Origin of the sequence: Acinetobacter sp. TGL-Y2, from assembly GCF_001612555.1 — a bacterium.
In the GTDB taxonomy this organism is placed as follows: domain Bacteria; phylum Pseudomonadota; class Gammaproteobacteria; order Pseudomonadales; family Moraxellaceae; genus Acinetobacter.
Window position 1 is genome coordinate 1,133,084 of the sequence record NZ_CP015110.1, and the last position, 18,969, is coordinate 1,152,052.

At 41.7% G+C, this 18,969-nt stretch carries 18 protein-coding genes; 11 read left to right on the top strand and 7 right to left on the bottom strand.

All coding sequences use genetic code 11. The features are described from left to right. The first annotated feature begins 1 nt into the window (after position 1). Positions 2-268 (top strand): YeaC family protein, encoded by a 267-nt coding sequence (locus tag AMD27_RS05255; protein ID WP_067657297.1) that lies wholly within the window; start codon positions 2-4, stop codon positions 266-268. A 130-nt stretch (positions 269-398) separates the two neighbouring features. On the opposite strand, the gene AMD27_RS05260 is transcribed toward AMD27_RS05255, so the two are convergent. Beyond that, the gene (locus AMD27_RS05260) at positions 399-1,409 is read right to left on the bottom strand and encodes a glycosyl transferase family protein (protein WP_067657302.1); all 1,011 of its coding nucleotides are present in this window, start codon (positions 1,407-1,409) and stop codon (positions 399-401) included. A gap of 300 nt (positions 1,410-1,709) precedes the next feature. On the opposite strand from AMD27_RS05260, the gene AMD27_RS05265 reads away from it, so the two are divergent. From AMD27_RS05265 to AMD27_RS05290, 6 genes are all read left to right on the top strand, one after another. Beyond that, positions 1,710-2,852: an acyl-CoA dehydrogenase family protein gene (locus AMD27_RS05265; protein ID WP_067657305.1), complete on the top strand. Its 1,143-nt coding sequence runs from the start codon at positions 1,710-1,712 to the stop codon at positions 2,850-2,852. A 28-nt stretch (positions 2,853-2,880) separates the two neighbouring features. Beyond that, positions 2,881-3,111 carry a hypothetical protein gene (locus AMD27_RS05270; protein WP_067657308.1) on the top strand — a complete coding sequence of 77 codons (231 nt, stop codon included), beginning with the start codon at positions 2,881-2,883 and terminating at the stop codon, positions 3,109-3,111. Positions 3,112-3,400: 289 nt separating this feature from the next. Continuing rightward, complete coding sequence (pheA, locus tag AMD27_RS05275; RefSeq protein WP_067657310.1) at positions 3,401-4,510, top strand: prephenate dehydratase; 1,110 nt, start codon at positions 3,401-3,403, stop codon at positions 4,508-4,510. 20 nt (positions 4,511-4,530) lie between these two features. Continuing rightward, entirely contained in the window at positions 4,531-6,777 is a 2,247-nt protein-coding gene (locus AMD27_RS05280; protein ID WP_067657313.1) for a bifunctional prephenate dehydrogenase/3-phosphoshikimate 1-carboxyvinyltransferase, read from the top strand. A gap of 110 nt (positions 6,778-6,887) precedes the next feature. Continuing rightward, positions 6,888-7,262 carry a hypothetical protein gene (locus AMD27_RS05285; RefSeq protein WP_067657316.1) on the top strand — a complete coding sequence of 125 codons (375 nt, stop codon included), beginning with the start codon at positions 6,888-6,890 and terminating at the stop codon, positions 7,260-7,262. A 39-nt stretch (positions 7,263-7,301) separates the two neighbouring features. Then, positions 7,302-7,931: an FMN-binding negative transcriptional regulator gene (locus AMD27_RS05290; protein ID WP_067657319.1), complete on the top strand. Its 630-nt coding sequence runs from the start codon at positions 7,302-7,304 to the stop codon at positions 7,929-7,931. 46 nt (positions 7,932-7,977) lie between these two features. Here AMD27_RS05290 and AMD27_RS05295 read toward each other — a convergent pair whose 3' ends face one another. After that, positions 7,978-8,607 (bottom strand): alpha/beta hydrolase, encoded by a 630-nt coding sequence (locus AMD27_RS05295; RefSeq protein WP_067657322.1) that lies wholly within the window; start codon positions 8,605-8,607, stop codon positions 7,978-7,980. A 124-nt stretch (positions 8,608-8,731) separates the two neighbouring features. On the opposite strand from AMD27_RS05295, the gene yaaA reads away from it, so the two are divergent. The 3 genes from yaaA to AMD27_RS18695 all read left to right on the top strand — a co-directional run bounded on the left by yaaA (position 8,732) and on the right by AMD27_RS18695 (position 10,925). After that, positions 8,732-9,511 carry a peroxide stress protein YaaA gene (gene yaaA / locus AMD27_RS05300; protein WP_067657325.1) on the top strand — a complete coding sequence of 260 codons (780 nt, stop codon included), beginning with the start codon at positions 8,732-8,734 and terminating at the stop codon, positions 9,509-9,511. A 27-nt stretch (positions 9,512-9,538) separates the two neighbouring features. After that, positions 9,539-10,168, top strand: coding sequence for a metal-dependent hydrolase (locus AMD27_RS05305; RefSeq protein ID WP_067657328.1), 630 nt, complete (start codon positions 9,539-9,541; stop codon positions 10,166-10,168). A gap of 586 nt (positions 10,169-10,754) precedes the next feature. Beyond that, positions 10,755-10,925, top strand: a complete 171-nt coding sequence (locus tag AMD27_RS18695) for a hypothetical protein (protein WP_171254777.1) — start codon at positions 10,755-10,757, stop codon at positions 10,923-10,925. Between the two features lie 19 nt (positions 10,926-10,944). On the opposite strand, the gene AMD27_RS05320 is transcribed toward AMD27_RS18695, so the two are convergent. The 4 genes from AMD27_RS05320 to AMD27_RS05335 all read right to left on the bottom strand — a co-directional run bounded on the left by AMD27_RS05320 (position 10,945) and on the right by AMD27_RS05335 (position 15,883). Next, on the bottom strand, positions 10,945-12,375 hold the full coding sequence (locus AMD27_RS05320; RefSeq protein ID WP_067657337.1) for a cryptochrome/photolyase family protein: 1,431 nt from the start codon (positions 12,373-12,375) through the stop codon (positions 10,945-10,947). 164 nt (positions 12,376-12,539) lie between these two features. Then, positions 12,540-13,022, bottom strand: coding sequence for an FKBP-type peptidyl-prolyl cis-trans isomerase (locus tag AMD27_RS05325; protein ID WP_067657340.1), 483 nt, complete (start codon positions 13,020-13,022; stop codon positions 12,540-12,542). 135 nt (positions 13,023-13,157) lie between these two features. Then, positions 13,158-14,444 (bottom strand): NAD(P)/FAD-dependent oxidoreductase, encoded by a 1,287-nt coding sequence (locus tag AMD27_RS05330; protein ID WP_067657343.1) that lies wholly within the window; start codon positions 14,442-14,444, stop codon positions 13,158-13,160. 128 nt (positions 14,445-14,572) lie between these two features. Further along, complete coding sequence (locus tag AMD27_RS05335) at positions 14,573-15,883, bottom strand: D-alanyl-D-alanine carboxypeptidase PBP6B (RefSeq protein WP_067657346.1); 1,311 nt, start codon at positions 15,881-15,883, stop codon at positions 14,573-14,575. A gap of 178 nt (positions 15,884-16,061) precedes the next feature. Between AMD27_RS05335 and AMD27_RS05340 the strand changes: the two genes are divergently transcribed. Then, entirely contained in the window at positions 16,062-17,765 is a 1,704-nt protein-coding gene (locus AMD27_RS05340; RefSeq protein ID WP_067657349.1) for a M61 family metallopeptidase, read from the top strand. A 155-nt stretch (positions 17,766-17,920) separates the two neighbouring features. On the opposite strand, the gene AMD27_RS05345 is transcribed toward AMD27_RS05340, so the two are convergent. Continuing rightward, a complete protein-coding gene (locus tag AMD27_RS05345; protein ID WP_067657352.1) occupies positions 17,921-18,736 on the bottom strand; it encodes an rRNA large subunit pseudouridine synthase E in 816 nt (271 codons plus the stop codon). Positions 18,737-18,969 lie beyond the last annotated feature (233 nt).

Here is an 18,969-nt window from a genome sequence, read left to right on the forward strand (position 1 = left end):
CATGAATATTGAACAAATGCTTTCTATCTTAGATGCCGATATTGTCGCGCGTTTAAAGACAGCGGTTGAGATTGGTAAATGGCCCAATGGTGTTGTACTCACCAAAGAACAACGTCAAATTTCTATGCAAGCTGTGATTGCATGGGAAGCGCAGAATTTACCTGAAAATGAACGTTCAGGTTATATTGACAAAGGTCATAAGGACGAAGGTGATGAATGCGATTCTCACGTACCTGAGCCTGAATTCCAGCCGATTCGTTTTGTGTAATACATTGCTGAATTAAAGTTAAAAAAAGACACGGCGGTGTCTTTTTTTAACTGATTTTTTTGAGAAATGAATTTAATACTATACTTTGGAAATAAACGATCTAAAAGTGAGTTTTTAGCTGTTAAGACGTTTATCTCTCATTTGAAGCTGAACGATTCTCCCAAAACACTTTCGCTTTGGCTTGGGCTTCTGCAAAGGTATCAAAAGCATTCATGCTGTAAAGCGCAATCGCCATGGTTTCAACGACAGCCACTTCGCCATATTCATGTGACTGCTTAGCTTCCCAAACCGCTTTAAAGGTCGTGAGGTCAAGTTCTTCCTCAATAGGACTACGATCTGCTGTTAACTTTGGGAGTTCCAGCTCATACAATTCACCATGTTTAATACCGCAGATTAAAGTTTTCGCGTCTGGATTGCGCTCAAATTCACCGCCTTCACCCTTAATGACAGCACTATTTTGATAGCCCAATTGAAATGCGGTTTGTTGATGTGATCCGCGATAAGCCGGATGGAAAATCGCTTGTAAAGTCGCTTTGGCATTAAAAGGATTGATTAGTCTTGCAAGCGTATGAATTGGAGAGCGCAGTCCCATCACATTTCTTAAATCAATTAAATCACTCAAGATGGGTGAAATGCACGCTAAGGGTATATAAGCAAAATTTTGAGATTGAAGATGTCGAGCGACATCATCTTCATTTTGAGCAATAGAATAGCCTAAGTACTCTAAAACTTGTTCGGTATAAACACGGTTCAAGGTATGACCAGAGGCGCCATGCATTACAATTTTATAACCGTTTTGCGCAAGGGTCAGTGCTGCCAGTAAAAACCACGGATAATGCTTACGCTTGCCTGCATAGGATGACCAATCCAAATCTACATCCAGCGCTTTAAACTTAAGCTGATCACGTGTGGCTTGAACAAAACCACTCAGCTCATCCACCGATTCTTCTTTCACGCGAAGTAGCATCAAAAATGCGCCCAATTGCACATCGAGCACTTCATTTTGAAGAATTAAAGTAAAAGCATCGTAGGCTTCTTGGTAGCTAAGAGATCTTGAACCATTTTTACCTTTACCCACAATCCGAACATATTGTGCAAAAGGGTGTTCAAGATCTCGGTAGAGATTACGTTTTTGGTTCATGATTAATTTTTCAATATCAATATTGCATTCAATCTATACTAGGTCATAAACGCTGTGAATCCTATGCCCAGTTTTAGGCTGTCTCATTCTATTTTAGCGTTTCTGGCGATTTTAAAGCTCAGCGTGACGAGATTGACTCAAATAACCAGCCTTTGCTTCAGCATTGCGCATGACACTGACCATAAAAATGATTAGGATGCCAATAGATAAATTTAATACAACAACAAAAGACTTTTGTATCTGTACACTGAATTGATGCAAAAGAACAAGACCAGACTAGACCAGACAAGGAATGAATAGATGTTGGCTTATGATGCTGATTTAGAATTATTTCGTGATAACTTCAAGCGTTTTATGAAGGAACATGTGGCGCCTTTTTATGAGCAGTGGGAGCGTGAAGGGCTATACCCAAGATCACTGTGGAATCAACTGGGTGAAAATGGTTTTCTCTGTGTCGATGTTCCAGAAGAATACGGCGGTTATGGCGTACCGACTCATTATTCATTGATGTTGGTTGAAGAGTCTGCACGGGCAGGGTATAGCGCAATTTCAACCGGAATTTCATGCCACTCCGAAATCGCAGCGCCTTATATTTTGCATATTGCCTCAGAAGAACAGAAGCAATATTGGTTGCCGAAAATGGTTTCAGGTGAAGTGGTCGGTGCAATTGGCATGACTGAGCCGGGTGCTGGTTCAGATTTACAAGCCATGCGTACCAGTGCAATTTTGCAAGGCGATCATTATGTTTTAAACGGCTCTAAAACCTTTATCTCCAATGGTCAACATGCTGACCTTGTGGTACTTGCGGTAAAAACTGATCCGCAAGCACGTGCCAAAGGCGTATCTTTAATTTTGACAGATACGCATTTAGACGGATTCAAAAAGGGCACCAATCTTGAAAAAATTGGTCTGCACTCACAAGATACTTCGGAGCTTTTCTTTGACAATGTCAAAGTGCCTAAAGATCAATTGTTGGGTCAGCCGGGTCAAGGCTTTGCTTATTTAATGCAAGAACTCCCACGTGAGCGTACAGCGATTGCTGCAACTGCGATTGGTGCGATTCGAGGTTCGATTGATGTGACCGCAGCATATGTCAAAGAGCGCCAAGCTTTTGGTCAAGCCATTGGAAACTTCCAAAATACCCGTTTTGTCTTAGCCCAAGCCAAAATTGACGAGCTCGCAACGGCTGCTTTTTATGAGCGAAATGTAGAACTTTACATGCAAGGCAAGTTAGATGTAGAAACTGCTGCGGCATTAAAAAGCTTCAGTACTGACATGCAGATGAAGATTGCCGATAACCTGCTACAGCTGTTTGGTGGCTACGGCTACATGACGGAATATCCAATTTCTCGTTTCTTTGTAGATGCGCGCATACAACGTATTTACGGCGGCACCAATGAAATTATGAAAGAGATTGTGGCTCGCGGTATTTTAGGTCGCTAATTTAAATAGCTACGTTAGGTATTAACCTGTGAGTTTAATCGCTTGGGTGATTTTGTTTCTGCTTCAGTCACTCTTTTATAAGTGGGTACTGTCGTGGGGCGGGGCACAGTGGTTGGTCGGATTGAAATCCGCACTCACTTTTGGCTGGATGAGCTGGGACTGGAATACCGAGCAAATTCGATTTTATGCACTGCTATTATGGATCATTGCATCGATTTGGTTTGTGATCGGGGTATTTCAGCCGAATTTAAGATTTTAAAATTCACATTTATTTTCTCGATGTTTAAATCAAGTGCTCACGTCAGGTGGGCATTTTTTGACTCAAGTAAATCCAATCTATATTCTTCAAAATTAGAATATTGAACTTTCCTCTTGAATCCGCCAATGTAAATAGATGCCTAAAATTTGATTATAGATATTGATCAAATTGATGAATAATTCAACTGTATATTTTTAAAACTGATTTGATCAAAGTTTGGTTGCTTAACAATTGAAAGCTAACTATTGTTATACTGTTTACATAACCGTTTCTGCAGGGCGACATAACAATGATCAACGATGATCAAAACACAACGAATTCTTTAGACTTAGTTCAAATCCGTGAAGATATCGACTCGGTCGATCAACAAATTCAGCAGTTGATCAATCGTCGCGCTAAACTGGCGGAAGCTGTGGCAAAAGCCAAGTTTGCCTCTGAAGAAAACCCAATGTTTTATCGTCCTGAGCGTGAAGCACAAGTTTTGCGTAATGTTATGGAGCGTAATGAAGGACCACTTTCAGATACCACCATGGCACGCTTGTTCCGTGAAATCATGTCTGCATGCTTGGCTTTAGAAGCGCCGCAAAGTATTGCATTTTTGGGTCCAGTGGGGACTTTTACGCATTCAGCAGTACTGAAACACTTTGGTCAAGATGCCGTGATTCGTCCGATGCCCACCATTGACGAAGTGTTCCGTGAAGTTGAAGCGGGCAGTGCACATTATGGTCTAGTCCCGGTTGAAAATTCATCTGAAGGTGTAGTGAATCATACTTTAGACTGTTTTAAATCGTCACATCTCAATGTGATTGGTGAAGTTGAGCTGCGTATTCACCATCAATTCCTCATTTCTTCTAACACGCGGAAAGACAGTATTAAACAAATTTATGCCCATCAGCAAACGTTGGCGCAGTGCCGTGGTTGGTTAGATGCAAATTATCCAAGTGTTGAACGTGTTGCCTTAAGTTCAAATGCAGAAGCTGCGCGCCGTATTCGTAATGAATGGCATTCAGCAGCCATTGCCTCAGAAATTGCGGCAAATCTGTATGATCTTGAAATTTTAAACAGTAATATTGAAGATAACCCTGAAAACACCACACGTTTCTTGGTCATTGGCCGTGAAAAAATACCGCAAAGTGGCAGTGACAAAACGTCGCTTTTGGTTTCAGCACATGACCGTGCCGGTGCTTTACTTGAAATTTTAGCACCATTTGCAAAACACAATATTAGTTTGACCAGTATTGAAACCCGTCCTGCATTGCCTGAAAAATGGGCCTATGTCTTCTTCATTGACCTTGAAGGTCATGTCGATCAAGACAATGTTAAAGCTGCAATTGAAGAAATTCGTCCATTGGTCAAAGAAGTGCGCGTACTGGGTTCATACCCACTTGCTGTTCTATAAATTGGGTTAAACGTTTAAACATGGCTCAACCATTATTTAAAAAAGTGGCATTTATTGGGCTGGGCTTGATTGGTTCAAGCTTGGCACGTGTGATAGCCGCTGAACAGCTTGCAACGACTGTGGTGGCATCTACTCGTTCGCAAAAGACTTTAGAGGATGCCAAAGCGCTGGGTTTAATCTCTGAAGGTTATAGCGACCCCATTGATGCAGTTAAACATGCAGATTTGGTGGTGTTGGCACTCCCTGTCAGAGCAACGCAAAAGGTGTTGCAACAGATCCGTCCGCACTTAACTGAAAACGTTATTTTAACGGATGTGGGCAGTACCAAAGGCAACGTGGTCGAGGCAGCAAAGGCGGTGTTTGGTGAGGCATTGCCCATTGGTTTTGTACCGGGTCATCCCATTGCAGGCGCGGAGCACACGGGCGTACATGCAGGCAAGGTTGATTTATTTGCCCATCATAAAGTGATTTTAACGCCATTACCCAGCTCTGCCACTTGGGCGGTTGAAAAGCTGACTCGTCTTTGGCAAGCGGCCAAAGCTGAAGTGATTTGCATGGATGTGGAAAAGCACGATGAAGTGCTGGCACACACTAGCCACTTACCGCATTTGATGGCCTTTAATTTGGTTGAGCAACTGGCCAACCGTGAAGATAATCTTGATATTTTCCGCTATGCAGCGGGAGGTTTTCGAGATTTTTCTCGGATTGCGGCCAGTGACCCTCAAATGTGGCATGACATTTTCTTTGCCAATAAAACAGCCATTTTAAATGCAGTCGATGGTTTTGAAAGCCAACTGTCAATCATTCGTAAACTAATTGAAGAAGAAGATTCACAAGCACTGATGGGTTTACTCGGGCATGCGCAAGCAGCACGACAACACTTCACTCATATGCTTGCCAAGAAACCCTTGATGGAGAAAAAGAGCATGACACAGCAGTTTAGTATTTTGCCGGGGGCGAAATCATTCCAAGGGACGTTTAGCATTCCGGGTGATAAGTCAGTGTCACATCGCTCAATCATGTTTGGTGCGATTGCAGAAGGCACCACGCAGGTCACGGGTTTCTTGGAAGGTGAAGATGCACTGGCAACCTTACAAGCGTTTCGTGATATGGGCGTCAATATTGAAGGGCCAAAAAATGGTGAAGTGACCATTCATGGTGTGGGCATGCACGGGCTAAAAGCGCCAAGCGGTGAGCTTTATATGGGCAACTCTGGCACGTCTATGCGCCTGCTTTCAGGCATGTTGTCTGCACAAAAGTTTGACTCTGTGATGACGGGAGATGCATCCCTCTCTAAACGTCCGATGGAGCGTATAGCCAAACCTTTACGTGAAATGGGTGCGCAGATTCAAACCACAGGTGAGCGTGGTACACCGCCCGTGTCCATTACCGGCAACCAAAACCTACACGGTATTCACTACGACTTACCAATGGCCTCTGCACAAGTGAAATCAGGTATTTTACTGGCGGGACTTTGGGCAGATGGCGAAACCTCGATTACTGAACCTGAGCCGACACGTGACCACTCTGAACGTATGCTGCGTGCCTTTGGTTATGAGGTCAACACCCAAGGCAATCGTATTTCACTGCAAGGCGGCGGTAAGTTGGTCGCGACCAATATTCAAGTACCTTCAGATATTTCATCGGCTGCTTTCTTCATGGTGGGTGCTGCGATCACGGAAGATTCAGATGTCACCCTTGAAGCGGTAGGCATTAACCCGACACGTACTGGTGTGATTGAAATTTTAAAGCAAATGGGCGCAGACATCAGTGTCGAAAATGAACGCATTGCAGGCGGTGAGCCGATTGCAGATATTCGTATTCGTGGCACGCGTACGCTCACAGGTATTCATATGCCCGAAGATCAAGTACCGCTTGCGATTGATGAATTTCCCGCTTTATTTATTGCGGCAGCATGTGCAGAAGGTCGGACCATTTTAACAGGTGCAGCAGAACTTCGTGTGAAAGAGTCTGACCGCATACAAGTGATGGCAGATGGTTTAAAAACCATGGGCATCGACTGCACGCCAACTGAAGATGGCATTATCATCGAAGGCAAGGGTAAATCAGGCGACTGGTCTGCGATTTTCAATGGCGGTGAAATTGAATCACATCATGACCACCGTATCGCCATGAGTTTCTCGATGGCAGGCCTACGGACTTCGGGTGAAATTAAGATCATTGGGACAGAAACAGTTGCCACCAGTTTCCCAACCTTTACAGCGCTGAGCAATCAAGCGGGACTGAGCATTAAAGTCACCGAATAATTCGTCAGGTTTTTGTATCTTTGGTCTAAAACAGCCAAGCTTTTGCTTGGCTGTTTTATATTTATTGCTTATGCTCAATCCATATAAATAAAATGCCTTTGGATGAAGACATGAGAAAATTACAATTTTTAGCAAACTGTGAAACGCATTCTCACCCCAATGCAAGCAACTCATGTCACATTACTCAACAATACGTGACCGATTTACTCTCTAAACAGCTTAAAAATTATGGCTTCACCGCTGAAGAAGCGGCTGAAAAAAAACTAGAAGTGAGTGTCGAAGATCATCCTGTGGCCATTGGGGTCAATTGCAGTGTTAAAGATGAAAATGGACTGTTGGTGTGCGAAATTACTGCTCATGCCAATGAAGAGCAAGATTGGTTTAGCCGAATTGAAACTCAAAGTGTGATCAAGCAATTGTCGCAAGCGGTGGAAAACACCTTGAAAGAAGATGAGTCATTTAGTGCATTTGAATGGAAGTCATAATATTTAACATCGTGCTTAAGAGAATTGGATAAGCTGAGTATGTATTTACCGCATCATTTTGAGGAATCTAGATTAAACATTTTGATTGAATTAATTAAGCAGCATTCATTTGGCAGTTTAATTACTCATATCGATGGGGAGCTAGACGCGAATCATTTGCCCTTTGAATATGATGCTCAGCAGCATGTTTTACTTGCGCATATTGCAAAAGAAAATCCGCTCTATCACAAGCTCCGTCATGAGACTGATGCATTGGTGGTATTTCACATCGATCAAGCTTATGTGTCGCCAAACTGGTATGCAGGGAAGTTTGAACATCATCGCGCTGTACCGACATGGAATTATGTGGTGATTCATGTCAAAGGCAAAGTTTGCTTAATTGAGGATCAAAAAAAGCTAAGAGGAATTCTTGCTAAACTGACTCGTCACCATGAGGCAAGTCAAAGTAAACCTTGGAAAATGACCGATGCGCCGGAGGATTATATTCAAGATCAATTAGAGCATATTGTGGGGCTTAAAATTGATATTAAAGACATGATGGGTAAATTTAAACTGAGCCAGAACCGTTCAATAGACGATGCAGAAAATGTGGCACAAGCGCTTTCTCAGCAAGGAAAATCCACGATCAGCAACTTGATGTTTGAGCAAATTCAAGATCGAGCGAAATAAATAAATCAAAAAAAGACCACCTTGAAGGTGGTCTAAAAAAGATGCATCACGCGGTTAAAAAACGCGAAATTGCAATACGAAGCTGCTTTAGATAACCGGTAAAAAAGTGATTTGCCCCTGGAAGTACAGTCAGTAAATGACGTTGAGGTTTGGCCCAAACAATCAAATCAGACAATAGCGTCACTTCATCAGCCTCACCATGAATAAACAAAATATCGCCTTTAATGGCCGGTGTTTCATAGTGACGAATGCCTGCAACCGTCGCTGTAGGGAGGCCACAAAGAATCACTTGCTCTGGCTGGATTTCGTCAGGAAGCGCGTGATACGCTTTAGCCATAACGTGTGCACCAAAACTAAAACCTCCGACATAAAAAGGTAAGCTAATGTGCATTAATCGAACATGCTTAATCAGGGTTAAGATATCTTCGGTTTCACCAAATCCTTCATCATGTACACCTTCGCTTTGACCAGAACCGCGGAAACTTGGACGGTATACAATATAACCGCGCTCAAGAAACATTTGCGCGAGCAGTGTAGGCACTTTATGTTGCGGCGTACCGCCTTGAAGGGGGTGTGGGTGACAAACGACAGCGAATCCTTTTACTTCGCCCTGAGGATAATCAACAAAAACCTCAATTTTGCCAATAGGACCTTGAATGAACATTTGTTCAGACATAATTAATACCGATTAACGTGCAGGGGAATCGGGTATTTTAACGTCAATTGCAAAGAAAAACACAAATGGAAATAAAATAAGTCTACTGTTATAGTCTGATTAATTGTTTTTTGATCAGGTTTCTATGCTCGCCTTAATTTCCCCTGCTAAGACGTTAGATTATGAATCTACACTTCCAACCGATAAGCACACTTTACCAAGATTATTAGACCATGCTCAACAGCTCATAGACATAAGTCGTAGCTTATCTGCGTCTGAAGTGGCCAAACTAATGAGCGTGAGTGAAAAAATTGCCACCCTCAATGTTGAGCGCTTTAGAGACTGGCAAGCTGATTTTGATTTTTCCAATGCACGTCAAGCCATCTTTGCCTTTAAAGGGGATGTCTATACAGGTTTAGATGCCTATCAATTGGATGATTCAGACATTGAGTTCGCACAGCAGCACTTAAGGATGTTATCGGGCTTATATGGGCTATTACGCCCTTTAGATTTAATGATGCCTTATCGTTTGGAAATGGGTACAAAATTGAATAATGATCGCGGTCAAAATCTATATGCCTTTTGGGGTGATCATATTACTGACTTGATCAACTCAGATCTGGCAGATGCTCAGTCAGAATTATTGGTCAACCTGGCATCCGATGAATATTATAAATCGGTCAAAGAGAGCAAAATTAAGGCTGAAATTTTAAAACCTGTGTTCCTCGATCAAAAAACTGGGAAATACAAAGTGATTAGTTTCTATGCCAAAAAAGCACGTGGACTGATGGCGCGTTACATCATTGAAAATCAAATTTCAAAAGCTGAAGACCTAAAATCATTTAATACTGATGGTTATTACTTCGACGCCGAAAGCTCACTCAAGGGTGAGTTGGTGTTTAAACGTGATGAGCAAGTAGCCTAAGGTTGTTCAAATTGTGAGGATGTCCCATTGCTAGCAAATCAAAACTACACAAAAGATTTTCGTCAGCATTGGGAACACTGTCTGCTTAAAGCGAATCTGCCCATAACACATCGTAAAAATGTTTATGGGCTGTTAAGTCAGGCATATTCAGAACCACAGCGTTATTATCATACTCAGCAGCATATTGTAGAGTGCTTAGCGCATTTTCATCAGGTTCAGCATGTTTTGCACGATCCTTTAGCGGTTGAAATTGCGATTTGGTTTCATGATCTGGTTTATGATCCTAAAGCACTTGATAATGAATTACAAAGCGCGGAACTGATGAAAAAGGTGTGTCAGAATTTTTTATCGACGGTAAAGCTTGAAAAAATCTATGCATGGATTTTGGCGACGCAAAAACATCAGGCTTCGAAAGACGCGGATCTAAATTATCTCTTGGATATTGATCTTGCAATTTTAGGCAGTGATCCACAACGTTTTGCTGAATATGAGCGCCAAATTCAGCATGAGTATGCATGGGTCGAGCCAGCTATTTATCAACTGAAAAGAAAACAAGTCCTCAAACAATTTGACCAGATGAGTCCTATTTTTCAAACAAGCTATTTTTACCAACGCTTTGAAAAACAGGCCAAGATTAATTTAAAAAATCATGTTTAATTCACAAATTAAATTAAATTAAATCCAATCCAATCCAATCAAATCAAATCAAATCAAAGCAAATCAAAGCAAAGCAATCCAATCTTTAGAAAAATTTCGCCGACTCAAACAATAAATCGATCAAAACCCTAAAAAACAAGACCATTGTTTCGTCACATTTATAAAAGAATGTTTGGGGGAGATTTTTGTCTATCTGTTTTTTATGGTGTTGGTGGCAGTATTGGCAGGGATATTTATACTTTTAGGCACTGCAGCTTTGGTATTTTTTTCGATTTTAGCCGGGTTGATTTATTACTCTATTTATAAAAACAATAAAAAACAGATTCAAAGAAAAAACCAGACCAATTGGTTCGCTCAAGCCCCGATGACCCATGTCTTTATAGCAGAGTTAAGTGATTTTGAATCCATCAGAATCCCCTTATAGATCTACTGTATGTATATGACCGAGAGCTTCGCGCTAGATTATTTAAATGAACCTTCAATGCATTTAGCGGAATAGATTTTGGATGGATCATTTCAATTTTAACATCTACAACCCCATGTCATTGATAGGATGGTCTATGCGAAAAATGAATATTCATTTGGATTGAGCCAAGTTGCAGAGGTTTTCTGTGTATTAGTGACGATTAAAACCCTGAATCGTCACGCTATAGCAGACCTCATTCAAAAGCTGTTTCAAAGCTTTGCGCTGGAACAACACGATTTTATTGAACGTGAGGATCTTCATCTTTCTCAAGTGCTCAGCGCGCAATATTAAGCGAAGCGCTTAAAGTAAGTTAAATACGCTTAAAAGTCTCAATTGCGCGTACTCGACTTTGCTTTAAATCCACGATTGGCTTTGGATAATCAAGTTTTAAATTTGGATTTTTCGCATAAGGATCATGAATGCTCTTGGCATCTAAGTGCGCAAGTTCAGGTAACCATTGCCGTAAATAATCGCCATTGGGATCAAACTTTTGTGACTGACTGACTGGATTAAAAATACGGAAATACGGCACAGAATCTGTACCTGTAGATGCGCACCATTGCCAACCGCCATTATTGGCTGCTAAATCTCCGTCTATGAGATGTTGCATAAACCATTGTTCACCTTTGCGCCAATCAATTAATAAGTTTTTACATAAGAACATCGCGACAATCATACGTACCCGATTGTGCATCCAACCTGTGGCAAGCATTTGACGTATGCCTGCATCCACAATCGGAATGCCGGTCTGCCCTTGTTGCCAAGCCTCTAAGTCTTCAGGAGCATCTCGCCATGCGATGTTCTGGGTATTTTGTTTAAAGGGGCGGTGCTTTGAGACGCGCGGGAAGTCAAATAAAATATGCTGATAAAATTCACGCCAGAGCAACTCATCAAGCCAGGTTTGTTGACCTTCGTGATCAATAAAGAAATGTCCATGATGCTCTCGGAACAGCGCTTGAACGCATTGTCGGACTGAAATTATGCCGGTATTTAAATAAGCTGAAAGTTGACTGGTACCTTGAACATGCGGTAAGTCGCGCTCGGTTTTATATTGACGCACCTGATGCTCTAGAAACTCATCCAAAATATTCCAAGCGGCATCTTCACCCACAGGCCAAACATGCTCGGGCGGCACAAATTCAGGATAAAAATCATGAATGCTCGGAAGCTTTACATGGTCTAAATGAACACTTTTCAAATCACGAGAATCAATTTTTGACTGTGCTTCAGGTGCAGGGTAGCAAGGGGTTAAGGCGATGCTGAGTTTTTCATATAGGTTTTTTTTAAATGCACCGAACACTTGATAGGGAAGACCCGATTGATTACGAATCGTGCCAACAGGAAACAAAGTCCGATCATGATATAGTTCAAAAGCTTTGGACTGCTGATCTAATGCGGCTTGTACCTTTGCATCTCGATCCAGTTCATGAACGCCCAGTTCAATATTGCTATGTACTGTGCTGATATTAAGCTTGCTACATAGATCTTGGATGTATGCAGGAACATCCTGCCAAAGATCGATGGTTGCTACAACAAGGGGAATGTTTAACGCATGTAGCTGAATCTGAAGCTGTTCGAGTTGACGCAAATAAAAATCGATTTTAATCGTGGCATCATGATGCAACTGCCACTGTTTCGGACTTAGAATCACTAAAGCAATGCAGGACCCAGCTGAAGTTGCATGCCAAAGCGCAGTATGGTCATGAATCCGTAAATCTTGTCTAAACCAAATCAGCTGCATAATCAATATAAAGAAGTAGAATTAGACTTAATTATATAAAAACGCATGGTTTTTTAGGTAGGATTCCTGTAAGAGTTAAGACAGGACAGGATTAAAAAAGCTCAAATAAAAGCCATAAAAAAGGCAAAGTAAAAACTTTGCCTTTTATTCAGATCGAATCGATCTTAGTGGTGATGACCACCTACACCGTGAACATGACCGTGATCTAATTCTTCTTGAGACGCTTCGCGAATTTCAACGATTTCAACATCAAAAGTAAGATCTTGACCAGCAAGTGGGAAGTTAGCATCAACAATGATGTTTTCGCCGTCAACTGATTTAACCGTAACGATTTGAACGCCGTCATCAGTTTGCGCTTGGAATTGCATGCCAGCTTCGATGTTTTCAACGCCTTGGAACATTTGCGCAGGAACTTCTTGAACAAGGTCAGCGTTGTATTCGCCATAACCTTCAGCAGCAGGTACGTTTACTGTGAATTTTTCACCAACAGTTTTACCTTCTAACGCTTTTTCCAAACCTGGGATGATGTTTCCAGCACCGTGCAAATATGCAAGTGGTTCACCTTGAGATTGGTCGAGAGTTTCACCCTCTGCGTTAGTCAACGTGTAGTTAAATAAAACCACAAGGTTATTTGCAATAACTGTCATGTTAATGATCCATTCAAATATTTTAAGGGTACATCATAAAGTGAAATGCAATTTTTGTAGACTAAAATTAGCAAAAAAATGCATTTTAGGTACTTTATGCTGGTTTTTTCATTAATAAGGGCACTTTTCTAAATTTCAATGCAATTTTATCTTGGGTGAGATTTTCCGTGTAACAAAATCTTTTGCCGTGAGTAGACCTGCATGCGCATAACCAAAAATAGTGGCTTGATGCAGGCGGTACAACGACACATACATGGATTTTGCCACGAAGCCTTGTACATTAACCTGACCGAGTAATTCACCTACGGCTTTATTTTTACTTAAAGAGACCAGTGAGCCTTTGTCTGAAAATACGAACATCGGTTGCTGTTTACCACCAATGCGTGCTTTTAAAGCCTCGACCATAAAGGTCGCTTGTTGGCTTGCCACTTGGGCACGCGGTCCAAGTGCGGCTTCACGGGCATCCAATACGCAGTGTGCGCAGTCACCTAAAGCAAAAATATTCGGATCAGACTTGGTCTGTAGGGTGGCATAAACATCTAAGCGTCCCATACGATCTTTTTCAAAACCTTCAAGTTGTTGGATGACTTGAGGGGTTTTAATCCCTGCTGCCCAAACTTTCAGTTCAGCCTGAATGCTGCTGCCATCATTAAAATAAATACGTTCAGCATCCACGCGCTCAACACGTTTTGAGGTGGCAATCTCGACTTTCATTCGTGTTAACTGTTTTACACTGTGTTCTGCCATGGCTTCAGACAAGGCAGGTAAAATCCGATTTGCACCTTCAATTAAGGTAATTTTGACATTTTTAGGATCAATTTTATTTAGACCGTATTTGTAAAAATTCTGTTTGGCTTGCACTAATTCGGCTGCAAGTTCGACGCCCGTTGCACCCGCGCCAATGATTCCGATATGCAGCTCGCGATCATCGGCTTTATTTTGCGCGTCTAGATACAAGTGCAGTAAGTCTTGTTGAAAGACTTCGGCTTGCTTAGGCGTATCAAGGAAATGGCAATACTCTTTCACCCCTTGAGTATTGAAGTCATTTGACACTGAACCGACTGCGAGCACTAAGGTGTCGTATTCCAGTTCGATTTGCTCAGTCGTCCTTTCATATTTGGAGGAAATGACTTTTTTAATAATCAATGTCTTTTCTTTAGCTTGAACCGCTTCTAGACGACCCAATACAAATTCATAATGATGCTTAGACGCATGCCCAAAATAATTGGTTTCTTCATCACTTGAGTTCATGGTGCCAGCGGCAATTTCATGCAGTAGCGGTTTCCAAATGTGGGTCAGCTTCTGATCGACGAGTGTGATTTTGGCTTTTTCTGACTTACCCAAAATGTCACCGAGTTGTGTCGCCAGTTCCAAACCACCTGCGCCACCACCGATGATAACAATGCGATGAAGATTGCTCATTCTTGTGTCCTATTTTTTATTTTATAACGAAAAAGAGATGACCGTAATATGCCATCTCTTTGGATTAAACTTGTTGTTTTTGTTTTACAAGTTACAGATTTACAATAAAAAGTTAAATTCAGTTTGGCTTAGTGTAGTGGATAAATTTTCGCGGGCGAGCTACTGTCTGCACCAAAGTTAAACAGTTGTTTAAACCAATCAAAAAAACGTTCTAACCAACTGGCTTGTTCAATTTTGACATCATCTTCGATCAAGAAAGTCTGGATCAGTTGATTGTTTTGATAGACCTGAATCTGCGCCAATTGCATGATTTTCGCCAATGGCGCAGTTAAAGATTGTGTGCTTAACTCAATATTCATATGCGTTTTGGTATGTTGCAAAGGTTCAAGCACACTGGAGTGACCGAATACGTCGGTTTGAATCAGGCGCTGTGCTTGATTATCAAATTGGTTTAAATCAATGGTGGCGTCTGAAGCATAGAGAGAGGTAGTCATGTAACGTGACTGTTTGGCTTCAACCTTAAACATTTTCAAGGTTGATTGAATCACCGGTAATTCAGCAATGATTTGTTTGTCTTTAATGGCAACTTCATTACGCGTGTAGCTATAAGCCAAGTTCATCAGTTTATGTGCGACTTCCGCACGCGTGGCTGCATTTTTGGCGCCCAGCACCACCACAACCAAACGTCGGTTGGGCATGTCCAACTGCATTGCAGGACGACTAGCTGTTAAAGCCAAATTATACCCAGCCACTTTGGTGAAGCCCGTTTTTAAACCATCTACAGAGGGATCTTGTTTCAGTAAAATATTGGTCGCACGGTGAAAATGTAAATTATAGCTAAAACTTTGTTGCTTGGAATAATACAAATAATCAGGGGTTTCTGTACTTACGGCTTGACCCAGTAATGCCAAATCATGAGCAGTCGAAAAATGATCATCCATAGTAATGCCAGCAGGATTTGAAAAATGCGTATCCTTCATACCTAAGGTTTGAGCTTCTTGATTCATTCGAATCATAAAATTCGGTACAGAACTGGATATGCGCTCTGCCAAAGTCACAGCGGCATCATTGGCTGACATCACAATGAGACCTGCCAGTAATTGATCTACACTGATCTTTTCTGTCGGTTTTAAGTACATTTGAGATTCATCCCATTGCACTGTATTGACCACTTCAGTTGCAGTCAGTATTTCGTTTCGATTCAGCTTTCCTGCGTTAATTTCTTTCAGTGCAATGTAGGCCACCATCATTTTGGTGAGTGATGCGGGTGCGCGTTTAACATCGCTGTTGTGCTCTGCAATCACTTGACCTGACTGGGGGTCTAATATGGTCCACGCTTCAGATTCAACGCTGAGGGGTTCGATATTGAGGAGCGTCGCACTTGCCCACGTAGAGCAAAAAAAACTGAAACAAACAAAGAGAGCAGTAATAATTTTCAACGGTTTTACCTTTAAAGCCAATCCTGTGGCACTGATAATTCAAGCACACCGCATGCTATGCTTTTTTTTTTATCATCGCTAGTCAGAATTGTAGACAATTCGGTCGAATCACGCCTGTCTGGCGAAAAAAATGCTAATCTAATTACAAATTAGCTTTTCAGTATTTTAAACACTTATTATGTTGCATTATCAGATCGAATTTGACGATTATCGTCAGCATCTTATTCACGTGACTGTGCGCTTTGTCGCACAGCCAACACAAATTTTATCTTTGCCAACTTGGATTCCTGGAAGTTACCTGATTCGTGAGTTTTCCAAACACGTTGAATCGGTTCGCGCCTATGATGAAGACGGACGTGTTCTACAAATTCGCAAAACTGAAAAGAATAAATGGAGTCTGTTTAATACAGACTTTGAGCTGATTACGGTCGAATATGACGTCTATGCTTACGACTTGTCAGTGCGTGGGGCCTATGTCGATCAAAATCGTTTATATGTCAATCCAGCCTGTGTATGTTTAGGACTTGAAGGTCAGGAAAATAGTCCAGTTGAAGTCGAAGTTTTTCTGCCCAAAGAATTGAAACATTTCCAAATCGCGACGGGTATGCCATCGAAAACCTTGGTTAAAGGTCGCTATACGCTCAACGCTAAAGATTATGCAGAATTGATTGATTCACCTTTTGAGTTGGCAGATCAAACTCGCTTTAGTTTTGAAGCCAATGGCATTCCGCATGAATTTGTAGTGTCAGGCAAACATGCCATGAATGAGCAGCGAATGAAGCAAGATATTGAGAAAATCTGTGCGACAGAGATTGCAATGTTTGGTTCTGCGCCATTTGAAAATTACACCTTTATGACCATGGCCACTGGAAATGGCTATGGTGGTCTGGAACATCCGAACAGCACTAGCTTGATCTGTCCACGTGAAGACTTGCCAAAAGCCAATGAAGCAGATGAGCCGTCAAAAGAGTATCAGCGTTTCTTGGGTTTATGCAGTCACGAATATTTCCATTCGTGGCTGGTAAAGTTCATTCGTCCTGAAAATTTCGTCAATTACGATTTGAATAAAGAAGGCTACACCACACTGCTTTGGATCTTTGAAGGCTTTACGTCGTATTATGATGATTTGATTTTACTGCGCAGTGGTGTGATCAATCAAGACTCATACATTGCGCTACTCAAAGCGCAAATTGATCGTTATTTGCAAAATCCAGGTCGTGCAGTACAAACTGTGGCGGAATCCAGTTTTGACGCGTGGGTCAAGTTCTATCGTCAAGATGAAAACTCAAATAGTGCAGGAACAAGCTACTACAACAAAGGCTGTTTGGTCGCACTGTGTTTAGATTTAGGCCTGCGTTTGCGTGGATCGAGTCTAGATGCGCTGCTGCGTAAAATGTATGAAAATGCGCAACAGGGCATTCAGGTCAGCGAACGGACCATTTTCGATTTGTGCAAAGAATTGACCGGCGATGATTGGACGGAGCAGATTCATCATTTGATTAATACCACAGATGAATTACCACTTGAACAATTGCTTCCTGAATTTGGGATGAGTTACTTGCTCAAAGACGAGAAGTCACTACCGTTTGGTTTGAAAGTGCAAGACAAACCTGAAGGTATGTTGGTGCAAAGCGCACGTCGCGATGGATCTGCTGCGCAAGCAGGCCTGTCTGCACACGATGTGATTGTGGCGATTAATGGGCTTAAAGCGTCTGAAAAATTATTGACGCAATATGCCAAGCAATCAGGTGATTTTGAAGTCTATGCATTCCGCCGCGATGAATTTATGCAGTTTAAAGTGAGTGCTTCAGGCTCAGCATTAAATGAAGTGGAGCTTAAAGTTGTAGATCAAACTAAAGCTGATCAATGGCTGAAAGCTTAATTTCCAGCTCATGTACTTTTATTAAAAAACCGATGCTCAGCGTCGGTTTTTTATTGTTCAATACTTTTATTGCGTTATATAAAATATTGAGTGAATGTTAAAAGGATCAGATATAAAAAAAGCCCACAGAAGTGAGCTTTATCTATGACAACACATTAACGAGTACGGCGACCACGTGGCGCTTTAGTATTCGGGCGCGTTGTGCCATTGGTTTTACGCTTTGGTTTATCCGCATCATCCATTTGCCAGATACGTGTGGTACCACCAGTGGCTTTTTTCTTGCCTTTAAACGGCGCTTCGCCACGTTCTTCACGTGCTTTATCTTTTGCTACAGAAAAATGCTGTTTTTTGGTGGTGGTCTTTTTCGCAAAAGAACGACCTTCATACGGCTTTTCCGCAGGAACATCTTTAAAGTCTGGATAAAGTAAAGGTTCAATTTCGATTTGTTCACCCGGTTTTAAACCGAGCTTTTCTAAGTTGAGCGTCCCAATTTGCGTACGAATCAAACGCAAAGTTGGGAAACCGACCGCAGACGTCATACGACGGACTTGACGGTTACGACCTTCACAAATTGAAATTTCAACCCAAGTGGTCGGAACTGAAGCACGATATCGAACAGGTGGTGTGCGTTCCCATAACCAATCGGGTTCATCAATCTTTTTCGCAGTTGCCGGCAGTGTAATACCGTCTTTGAGTTCAACACCTTTACGAAGTTGCTCTAGCGCTTCTTCGGTAATATCACCATCCACTTGGACCACATAAGTTTTAAATTTCTTATTGGCTGGATTGGTAATAAATTGGTTCAAACCGCCGTGATCAGTTAAGAACATTAAGCCTTCAGAATCCAAATCGAGACGACCTGCAATACGCAGTTCTGGATCGCTGATGAAATCTGCCATGGTTTGGTGTTTTTCATCTGGGCGAAATTGGGAGAGGACGTCATAAGGCTTGTTGAGAATGACAATTTTCATAGTAACTGCTTAAAATATAAAGGATAAGTTCGGAATTTCACAGGGGTTTCCTGTTAAGTTGTCCGTTTTTGATAATGTGGGTAGTGTGGGAATAAAAAAGCCCACTATGTGTGGGCTATTATATCATGCTTCTATCTTGTGTTCTTCGACTTTGCTTTATACATATGAAGCGTAGCAAAAGACATCAACTTTAGATGCTCGAATCGACGCTTTAATTTCGAGTGGTTTAAATT

Excerpts from the sequence above, each read along its gene's own strand:
- AMD27_RS05255 (WP_067657297.1), top strand. The coding sequence starts at position 2 with ATGAATATTGAACAAATGCTTTCTATCTTAGATGCCGATATTGTCGCG.
- AMD27_RS05260 (WP_067657302.1), bottom strand. The coding sequence starts at position 1,409 with ATGAACCAAAAACGTAATCTCTACCGAGATCTTGAACACCCTTTTGCA.
- AMD27_RS05265 (WP_067657305.1), top strand. The coding sequence starts at position 1,710 with ATGTTGGCTTATGATGCTGATTTAGAATTATTTCGTGATAACTTCAAG.
- pheA (WP_067657310.1), top strand. The coding sequence starts at position 3,401 with ATGATCAACGATGATCAAAACACAACGAATTCTTTAGACTTAGTTCAA.
- AMD27_RS05280 (WP_067657313.1), top strand. The coding sequence starts at position 4,531 with ATGGCTCAACCATTATTTAAAAAAGTGGCATTTATTGGGCTGGGCTTG.
- AMD27_RS05285 (WP_067657316.1), top strand. The coding sequence starts at position 6,888 with ATGAGAAAATTACAATTTTTAGCAAACTGTGAAACGCATTCTCACCCC.
- AMD27_RS05290 (WP_067657319.1), top strand. The coding sequence starts at position 7,302 with ATGTATTTACCGCATCATTTTGAGGAATCTAGATTAAACATTTTGATT.
- AMD27_RS05295 (WP_067657322.1), bottom strand. The coding sequence starts at position 8,607 with ATGTCTGAACAAATGTTCATTCAAGGTCCTATTGGCAAAATTGAGGTT.
- yaaA (WP_067657325.1), top strand. The coding sequence starts at position 8,732 with ATGCTCGCCTTAATTTCCCCTGCTAAGACGTTAGATTATGAATCTACA.
- AMD27_RS05320 (WP_067657337.1), bottom strand. The coding sequence starts at position 12,375 with ATGCAGCTGATTTGGTTTAGACAAGATTTACGGATTCATGACCATACT.
- AMD27_RS05325 (WP_067657340.1), bottom strand. The coding sequence starts at position 13,022 with ATGACAGTTATTGCAAATAACCTTGTGGTTTTATTTAACTACACGTTG.
- AMD27_RS05330 (WP_067657343.1), bottom strand. The coding sequence starts at position 14,444 with ATGAGCAATCTTCATCGCATTGTTATCATCGGTGGTGGCGCAGGTGGT.
- AMD27_RS05340 (WP_067657349.1), top strand. The coding sequence starts at position 16,062 with ATGTTGCATTATCAGATCGAATTTGACGATTATCGTCAGCATCTTATT.
- AMD27_RS05345 (WP_067657352.1), bottom strand. The coding sequence starts at position 18,736 with ATGAAAATTGTCATTCTCAACAAGCCTTATGACGTCCTCTCCCAATTT.